Annotated in this window: 8 protein-coding genes and 1 pseudogene; 1 reads left to right on the top strand and 8 read right to left on the bottom strand. The window is 41.6% G+C overall.

The genetic code is table 11. The features are described 5' to 3' along the window. Positions 1-108: 108 nt before the first annotated feature. From BLV54_RS13915 to iscR, 8 genes are read right to left on the bottom strand one after another with little or no spacing between them, the layout of a single operon-like run. Entirely contained in the window at positions 109-669 is a 561-nt protein-coding gene (locus BLV54_RS13915; protein ID WP_090572219.1) for a NifU family protein, read from the bottom strand. Between the two features lie 52 nt (positions 670-721). After that, positions 722-1,204, bottom strand: a complete 483-nt coding sequence (sufU, locus tag BLV54_RS13910) for a Fe-S cluster assembly sulfur transfer protein SufU (protein WP_090572218.1) — start codon at positions 1,202-1,204, stop codon at positions 722-724. Further along, positions 1,204-2,466: a cysteine desulfurase gene (locus BLV54_RS13905; RefSeq protein ID WP_090572217.1), complete on the bottom strand. Its 1,263-nt coding sequence runs from the start codon at positions 2,464-2,466 to the stop codon at positions 1,204-1,206. Before BLV54_RS13905 ends, sufU begins: the two co-directional genes overlap by 1 nt. 3 nt (positions 2,467-2,469) lie before the next feature. Next, a complete protein-coding gene (gene sufD, locus BLV54_RS13900) occupies positions 2,470-3,762 on the bottom strand; it encodes a Fe-S cluster assembly protein SufD (protein ID WP_090572216.1) in 1,293 nt (430 codons plus the stop codon). Beyond that, positions 3,759-4,556 (bottom strand): Fe-S cluster assembly ATPase SufC, encoded by a 798-nt coding sequence (gene sufC, locus BLV54_RS13895; RefSeq protein WP_090572215.1) that lies wholly within the window; start codon positions 4,554-4,556, stop codon positions 3,759-3,761. The genes sufD and sufC overlap by 4 nt, the downstream gene beginning before the upstream one ends. Then, complete coding sequence (gene sufB / locus BLV54_RS13890) at positions 4,553-5,989, bottom strand: Fe-S cluster assembly protein SufB (RefSeq protein WP_090572214.1); 1,437 nt, start codon at positions 5,987-5,989, stop codon at positions 4,553-4,555. Before sufB ends, sufC begins: the two co-directional genes overlap by 4 nt. A 2-nt stretch (positions 5,990-5,991) precedes the next feature. Next, positions 5,992-6,345: a HesB/IscA family protein gene (locus tag BLV54_RS13885; RefSeq protein ID WP_090572213.1), complete on the bottom strand. Its 354-nt coding sequence runs from the start codon at positions 6,343-6,345 to the stop codon at positions 5,992-5,994. A gap of 22 nt (positions 6,346-6,367) precedes the next feature. Next, the gene (gene iscR / locus BLV54_RS13880) at positions 6,368-6,835 is read right to left on the bottom strand and encodes a Fe-S cluster assembly transcriptional regulator IscR (RefSeq protein ID WP_090572212.1); all 468 of its coding nucleotides are present in this window, start codon (positions 6,833-6,835) and stop codon (positions 6,368-6,370) included. 750 nt (positions 6,836-7,585) lie between these two features. Between iscR and BLV54_RS13870 the strand changes: the two are divergent. Continuing rightward, positions 7,586-8,051 (top strand): annotated as a pseudogene (locus BLV54_RS13870) (IS481 family transposase); the annotation flags it as partial.

Here is an 8,051-nt window from a genome sequence, read left to right as displayed (position 1 = left end):
GCTTACACGTTCCGCGAGAAGAAACCTTCACTTAATATCAGATTCACTCAAGCTCTTCCACTTGTAGGGTTGTGATTCTTATGTCGAACTCACGTTATCTATATTTTCTCAGGCAGAGACAAGCACCATATCCGGCTCAATTGTTCTTAACAATCGCTCAATTCCTCTGAGTGTTCCAGAGATCGAGCTAGGGCAAGTACCACATGCACCTTGATAATGGATTTTGAGAACATTCCCTTCAAGACCCAATACATGAAGATCTCCGCCATCATTTTGTAAGTAGGGGCGAACTTCCTCATCTAATAATATATTGATGCGCTCAAGTCGTTTTTGGTCCTCAGGGTTCAAGTTAGCTAATATTTCATTTGCTGCTGCTACTGTCTCAGTAGATTGTGCATGAGCTGCTGGTGCAGACCGGATCGGATCGGCAACAGCACGCGCGAGATCTTGCCAGTCAGCTTCGCCATCTTGAGTAATCGTAATCCAGCGGTCGACATAAAAGACGTTGGTAACATGATCTATTTCGAATAAAGCTAATGCCAATGGATCATCTTTTGCTTGTTCAGCGCTGTCATATGAATGACTTACGCCCCAGGTAAGAGGTTCTTTTAGAACAAACTTTAAAGCATTTGGGTTAGGGGTACCTTCTATTTCAGCTATTTTTGGCATTTTGTTTTAACTATTTTTATAGTGTTTCTATGCTATCGCTAATTTTTTCTGGTTAGCCATTACTTGTAGCAGCATGGACTGAATCTTCTACTGTTTCAGTCGATACGAGAGCATCAGAATTCAATGCAGCTTGCAAGGTATGCCAAGGCAGAATTGCACATTTGACCCGTGTAGGTAGATCACGTACTCCAGCAAATACAGCTAGTCTTCCAAGGTGATGAGGTCCTGAAAGATCGAGATTACCAACCACCATTTCCCGAAATTCTTTTATCAAAGTTTCTGCTTCTGACCGTGACCTCCCTTTGACAGTAGCCGTCATCATTGAAGCGGATGCTTTACATATAGCACATGACTCTCCATGAAATGCAATACGATCAATGTGCTCTCCTTCCATATGCAAAGCAAGATCGATGCGATCACCACATAAAGGATTGTGCCCTGTGGCGTGATGATTTGCATTATCAAGCGTGCCATAGTTACGCGGCTTGCGATTATGATCAAGAATAACTTCCTGATAAATTGATTTTAAATTCATTATGAAAAAACCTTTTGTATAGAATGAATACCAGCTATCAAAGCATCAACCTCTGTCTTAGTATTATAAAAAGCAAATGAGGCACGCGATGTTGCAGGTATTTTGAAGCGCTGCATAATGGGTTGTGCGCAATGGTGACCCGTGCGTACAGCGATTCCTTCTTGATTAAGAAGTGTTCCCACATCATGAGGGTGAACACCATCAATGGTAAATGACAAGACAGCAACTTTCGTCTGCGTATTACCGATGATATGCACACCGGGAATAGTTTCAATCTGTTCGGTTGCGTAATTAAGCAGTTTATGCTCATAAGCTGCAATCGCATCTAACCCAATCTTCGATAAGTAATCAATTGCGGCACCAAAGCCAATCGCAGCAGCAATAGGAGGAGTACCTGCTTCAAATTTATACGGAATAGTGTTGTAGGTCGTTTTTTCAAAGGATACCGAGGCGATCATATCACCCCCTCCTTTGAAAGGTTGCATGGATTCTAGCAATTGAGCTTTACCATAGAGGATACCTATTCCTGTCGGTCCACATAATTTGTGGCCAGAAAAGGCATAAAAATCACAATCCAGATCTTGCACATCGATTTTTATATGGGCAGCAGCTTGCGCGCCATCAATCAAAACCGGTACCCCTTGTTGGTGAGCAAAAGCAATCATGTTTTTAATCGGATTGATGGTGCCCAGTGCATTCGATACATGCGTTATTGCAACAAAGCGAGTTCTAGGATTAAATAATTTTTCATACTCATCAACTAATAGCTCGCCCGCGTCATTGATAGGTACGACGCGGATTGTTGCGCCTTTTTCCTCCGCTAACATTTGCCATGGCACAATGTTTGAGTGATGTTCAAGATTCGTTAAAATAATTTCATCACCACTCTTAATAAATTTGCGACCATAACCATGCATGACTAGATTAATGGCATCTGTTGTACCACTGGTAAAGATGATTTCTCTATCTTCACGAGCATTGATAAAGTGTTGCAATGTGCGTCGTGCCGTTTCATATTCCTGTGTGGCTATTTCAGAAAGGTAGTGCACCGCACGATGGATATTTGCATGCTGAGTTGTTTGATATCGCACCAGACAATCAATGACTGGTTGAGGCATTTGGCTTGATGCTGCGTTATCCAGATAAACAAGTGGCTTATCGTTTATTTTAAGATTGAGAATGGGAAAATCGGCACGATATCGTGCTGCCAACTCTGAAGTTGGGAAAGTATTCATGTCTAATAAGGCATCAACTAATTTCATGTTTCAGGATATCTGTGTTCTTGCAAGGACGATTTCTTCGAGTTGCCTTTTAAGTGAAGAAATTGGAATGCGATCAATCACTTCACCACCAAATGCATAAGTTAGCAAATTACGCGCAGTCAATTCAGAGAGGCCGCGACTTTTTAGGTAGAAAATTTCTTCTTTATCGAGTTGACCTACTGTTGCGCCGTGCGCGCATTTGACATCATCAGCAAATATTTCAAGTTGTGGCTTGGTATCAATACGGGCTTTATTAGTCAGTAAAAGATTACGGCTTAGTTGCGTTGAATCCGTTAGCTGAGCATGTGGGCGTACCATGATTTTTCCATTGAATACCCCATGTGCCATCCCATCGACGATACATTTATGGAGCTGGCGGCTCTTGCCATGCGGTTTCGCATGATCGATGAATGTATGGGTATCGGCAAGTTGACGTCCAGAAATCAATACCAATCCATCTGCAGCACATTCAGCACCTTCACCTGACAATATTACATTCAGGTTATAGCGAGAAATATAAGCTCCTAACGTTATGCTGACTGAATGGTACTGACTTGCATGAGCAAGAGATACCGTACAATTTCCAATATGGAATGCCTGCTGATTATCGCGCTGTACACGAATATGGTTGACATGCGCGGTATTGGCAAGACTCATTTCAACGACTGAGTTCGTCACATAAGGCGCTTCTTCAGTAGTAATGTAATCCTCGATAATTGTCGCATTACTACCAGCTTCGGCAATCAATAGGCAGCGAGGATAACTGGTAACTTCTGTTTGCTTGGATATGAACAGCAAATGAATAGGTGTAGTTACTGACTTATTCTTCGGGATAATGATACAGGCGCTATCACGAAGAAAAGCAGTATTTAACGCCGTAAAAACATCATTCTGAAATTCTGCTAGCTGACCAAGATAGCGAGCAATCGTATCCCCAGTAGGAAGGAGCGATGATAAATTGCCAATAATAGCACTTGCATTATCAGCAATGTTTGATAGCTCGGGTACAAATTGACCGTCTACAAATACCAGCCGACAGCTGGCTTCTTCGAGATAGCAATGTTTAATATCCGAGAGTTGTACTTTGGGTGCTGCATGGGCTACTGGATAAGGCAGACGACTAAGAGGTGAAATATCAGTAAAACGCCATTCTTCATCTTGAGTCGACGGCATCCTGAGCGTACCAACGCTATCCATCGCGTTCGCACGAAGCTGATCAAGCCAGGATGAAGCTGGCGGTCTTTGCCATGACTGAAGGAGGTTATCAAGATAGCTATTGCTAGTGGCTGTACTCATAGCCGTACTCCAGCTGTCTTACTATGATCATCGGCATTTATCCAGTCATAGCCATGGGCTTCCAGTTCCTTGGCAAGTTCTTTACCGCTTGTTTTGATGATTCGTCCAGCTTCCATCACATGTACATAATCAGGCACAATATAGTCAAGCAAGCGTTGGTAATGCGTAACCAAAATGGTTGCATTATCTTTATTGGTAAGCTGGTTCACACCATTGGCTACAATCCTGAGCGCATCAATGTCGAGTCCTGAATCTGTTTCATCCAGAATGGCGAGTTTTGGTTCGAGTAATGCCATTTGTAGAATTTCATTACGTTTTTTTTCTCCGCCCGAGAATCCCTCATTAACGCTACGATCCAGAAAATCTGGATTCATTTCGAGTAATTTCATTTTCTCGCGTACAAAATCATCAAATTCAAGAGGGTCAAGTTCTTCTTTGCCACGTTGGGACTGAACTGTATTGTATGCTAACCGCAAGAATTGATTATTAGCGACGCCCGGTATTTCGATTGGATATTGAAATGCAAGAAACACACCGGCACGAGCACGTTCTTCGGGTTCAAGATCAAAAAGATTTTGATCGTTGAAGATAATAGTTCCCGCAGTTACTTCATAAGCAGGATGGCCAGCTAGAATTTTGGCAAAAGTACTTTTGCCAGATCCATTGAGCCCCATGATTGCGTGTATTTCTCCACTCTTGACTGTGAGATCAAGACCTTTAAGTATCTCAATACCGTTTACATTTGCATGTAAACCACGTACTTCAAGGATTGTTTTACTGTCCTGATTGATCATCCGACACTTCCTTCCAATTTAAAACTGAGTAATTTCGTTGCTTCAACTGCAAATTCCATAGGTAGCTGTTGAAAAACTTCTTTACAGAATCCATTGATTATCATTGATACAGCTTCTTCAGCACCAATTCCGCGCTGGAAGAAATAAAAAAGCTGATCTTCACCAATCTTTGAAGTGGATGCTTCATGCTCAACTTTAGCGCTATTATTATTGACCTGGATATAAGGAAAGGTATTTGCGCCGCATTGATCACCAATGAGCATCGAATCACATTGTGAATAGTTACGAGCGTTCTCAGCTGTAGGTGCAATTCTTACTAAGCCACGATAGCTACTATTGGAATATCCCGCTGAAATACTTTTACTAATAATAGTGCTACGCGTATTTCTTCCGATATGAATCATTTTTGTGCCTGTATCGGCTTGCTGATAATTATTGGTAACAGCAACCGAATAAAACTCTCCAACAGAATTTTCGCCACGTAAAATACAGGAAGGATATTTCCAGGTAATGGCAGCTCCTGTTTCAACTTGGGTCCAGGAAATGCGCGAATTAACTCCTTTCGCTAATCCACGTTTAGTAACAAAATTATAAATACCCCCAACGCCTTTTTCATCTCCCGCATACCAGTTTTGAACAGTCGAGTATTTGATTTCGGCATTATCCAGCGCAATCAGTTCAACGACAGCTGCATGTAATTGATTAGTATCAAACTTAGGTGCAGTACATCCTTCCAGATAGGAAACAGAAGCACCTTCTTCGGCAATGATCAGCGTACGCTCGAATTGTCCTGATTCCTCAGTATTGATACGAAAGTAAGTCGACAAATCCATGGGACATTTAACGCCCTTGGGGATAAAACAAAATGAGCCATCGGTAAATACCGCCGAATTAAGAGCTGCATAGAAATTGTCGCCAACTGGTACAACTGTTCCAAGATATTTTTTAATTAATTCTGGATGAGTTTGGACAGCCTCAGAAATCGAGCAAAAGATAATTCCGACTTCAGCGAGTTTTTCTTTATAAGTCGTTGCAACGGATACACTGTCAAAAATGACATCAACAGCAACACCTGCTAACGCTGCTCGTTCATGCATGGGTACGCCAAGTTTCTCAAATGTGCGTAGCAATTCAGGATCTACCTCATCCATACTAGCTAATTTTTTCTTCGGCTTAGGTGCTGAATAATAACTGATCGATTGATAATCAATTTTTGGGTAATTGACGTTTTGCCACTGTGGTTCAGACATGCTGAGCCATTTTTCATAAGCTTGCAGTCTGAATGCAAGCAACCATTCAGGCTCATTCTTCTTGGATGAGATCAATCGAATGATTTCTTCGTTAAGTCCTTTGGGTGCAATATCTGATTCTATTTCTGTGACGAAACCATGCTTATAAGGCTGGTTTACAAGATTTTGTAGTACAGCACTCATTTTTATATATTTTCCTTAGACTCTTCAGGTGTTTTGAGGCTGAAGCTTTCACCGCAACCGCATGTATTTCCAATATTGGGATTGTTAAACTTGAAAGTACTATTTAAACCTTCTTTGACAAAATCTATCTCTGATCCATCAAAATAAGATAGGTTATCGCGTTTTATAACTATTCTTGCGTTATGCGACTCAAAGAGTTGATCTTCTTCTTTCATTTCATCTGCATAATCAAAGATATAAGTAAAACCGGAGCATCCGGATTTTTTTATACCTATCCGTAGACCCAACCCTTTACCACGCTTTGTTAGTTGCTGCTGGATTTGTTTGGCTGCACGTTCAGTCAATGTGATCGCCATAATTTTTCTCTATAAATTAAAACTAAAATGCTGCTTCACGCATATCGTATAACTTGACAACTGCTTGTTCACGCTGCTCATCACGTTGTTTTTGTTCATCGACCAATTGCCTTAATGTTACGCTGCCAAGATAATTGAAAATAATGTCATTGAGCTCTGCCCAAAGATCATGTGTCATGCATTTGCCATCATTCAGACAATTTTCTTTACCGCCACATCGCGTGTTATCAATTGGTTCATCGACAGCGAGAATAATATCTGCGATAGATACTTGCTCCAGGCTCTTAGCTAAGCAATAACCGCCACCAGGACCACGCACACTATCAACAAGTTCACGTTGGCGTAATTTTGCAAACAATTGTTCAAGATATGACAGTGAAATTTTTTGACGTTGACTGATATCAGCAAGTGTGACAGGTCCATTGCTGTGCTGCATCGCGAGATCTAAAAGTGCTGTCACTGCGAATCGTCCTTTCGTTGTCAGTCTCATACCATATTCCTTAGTACAATAAAAATTAGGTAAGTAAAAATTGAGGTTTGTTGTGTAAATAATACTTGATTATTTTTGTCAACTATATAATACCTGACTGAACTAGTCAACTATAATAACTAAGATTTAGAGTTCTCAAGTAAGTTCAATAAGTTAGTCTCTTATCTTGTTGAAAATGAATAATTGGTCTGCAAATTAAATCAATGGGTTATTTATGGACGTTGGCTAATACATTTACATTTATTTCATCTTGGTTTTGGTTACGCGTGACAAAAATAAGTCAGTAATTGAAAAACTCCTAGGCTGGAATATATTGCCTATTATAGATCATGGTCGCAAGTAGATTGAATTTCTTGCGTTTTTCGGCTCAGATAACTTATGGTAAAAAGACGATGCAAGAAAGCTTTAGTCCAGCTGAGTAATATGAGTGGTGCGGCAAATTATGTTTGAACACGAGTGAGGCTAAATGCGTTCATAAATTGGCGAGGGAGTTAACCTGAGTTGCGCGGTAATAAGCAAGATCATTGCTTGCTTTGGAGGGATGAACGGTTCATCTATTTTTTATTTGCTCATCAATGAGCGCGACAAAAAGATTTTCTTGATTCAGAAGAATCCCAAGATTCTTCCCGCAATCCCATATCAGAATTTGGTTAGCGGAACCCAAGAAAGAGAGCTGAAAAGTGTTTTCCTAAGATGTTTAGTCCCGCGGTATGCTGGTGTAATATATAACCAGCTACTGAAGGAGGAATTATGGGACAGATACTGCATGGAAGAGTCCGTACGACAGAGGCGACCCGTCGAGCGATACAACATAGTCAAGAGAGCCTGAACGTTCTGGCGGAGCGTCACGGGATTAATCCGAAGACGGTGGCGAAGTAGAAGAAGCGGGACTTCGTTCACGATGCGCCGATGGGACCGAAGGAACCTGCGTCGACCGTTCTGACGAAGGAGCAGGAAGCCATGTGCGTGGCTTTCCGCCAGCATACGCTATTCCTTTGGATGACTGCCTGTATGCCTTGCAATCCACGATCCCGCACCTGTCCCGCTCATCCCTGCATCGCTGCTATCAACGCCACGGCATCAGTCGGTTGCCGGATGTAGATGGCGATAAACCTGCGAAAAAGAAGTTCAAGAAGTATCCCATTGGATACTTTCATATCGACATCGCTGAAGTGCGCACCGAGGAAGGCAAACTCTATCTGTTCGTCGTCATCGA

This window comes from Nitrosomonas sp. Nm33 (assembly GCF_900107265.1).
GTDB lineage: Bacteria > Pseudomonadota > Gammaproteobacteria > Burkholderiales > Nitrosomonadaceae > Nitrosomonas.
Note: the sequence above shows the minus strand (reverse complement) of the source record. Positions and strands in the feature narration are given on the sequence as shown.

Excerpts from the sequence above, each read along its gene's own strand:
- BLV54_RS13915 (WP_090572219.1), bottom strand. The coding sequence starts at position 669 with ATGCCAAAAATAGCTGAAATAGAAGGTACCCCTAACCCAAATGCTTTA.
- sufU (WP_090572218.1), bottom strand. The coding sequence starts at position 1,204 with ATGAATTTAAAATCAATTTATCAGGAAGTTATTCTTGATCATAATCGC.
- BLV54_RS13905 (WP_090572217.1), bottom strand. The coding sequence starts at position 2,466 with ATGAAATTAGTTGATGCCTTATTAGACATGAATACTTTCCCAACTTCA.
- sufD (WP_090572216.1), bottom strand. The coding sequence starts at position 3,762 with ATGAGTACAGCCACTAGCAATAGCTATCTTGATAACCTCCTTCAGTCA.
- sufC (WP_090572215.1), bottom strand. The coding sequence starts at position 4,556 with ATGATCAATCAGGACAGTAAAACAATCCTTGAAGTACGTGGTTTACAT.
- sufB (WP_090572214.1), bottom strand. The coding sequence starts at position 5,989 with ATGAGTGCTGTACTACAAAATCTTGTAAACCAGCCTTATAAGCATGGT.
- BLV54_RS13885 (WP_090572213.1), bottom strand. The coding sequence starts at position 6,345 with ATGGCGATCACATTGACTGAACGTGCAGCCAAACAAATCCAGCAGCAA.
- iscR (WP_090572212.1), bottom strand. The coding sequence starts at position 6,835 with ATGAGACTGACAACGAAAGGACGATTCGCAGTGACAGCACTTTTAGAT.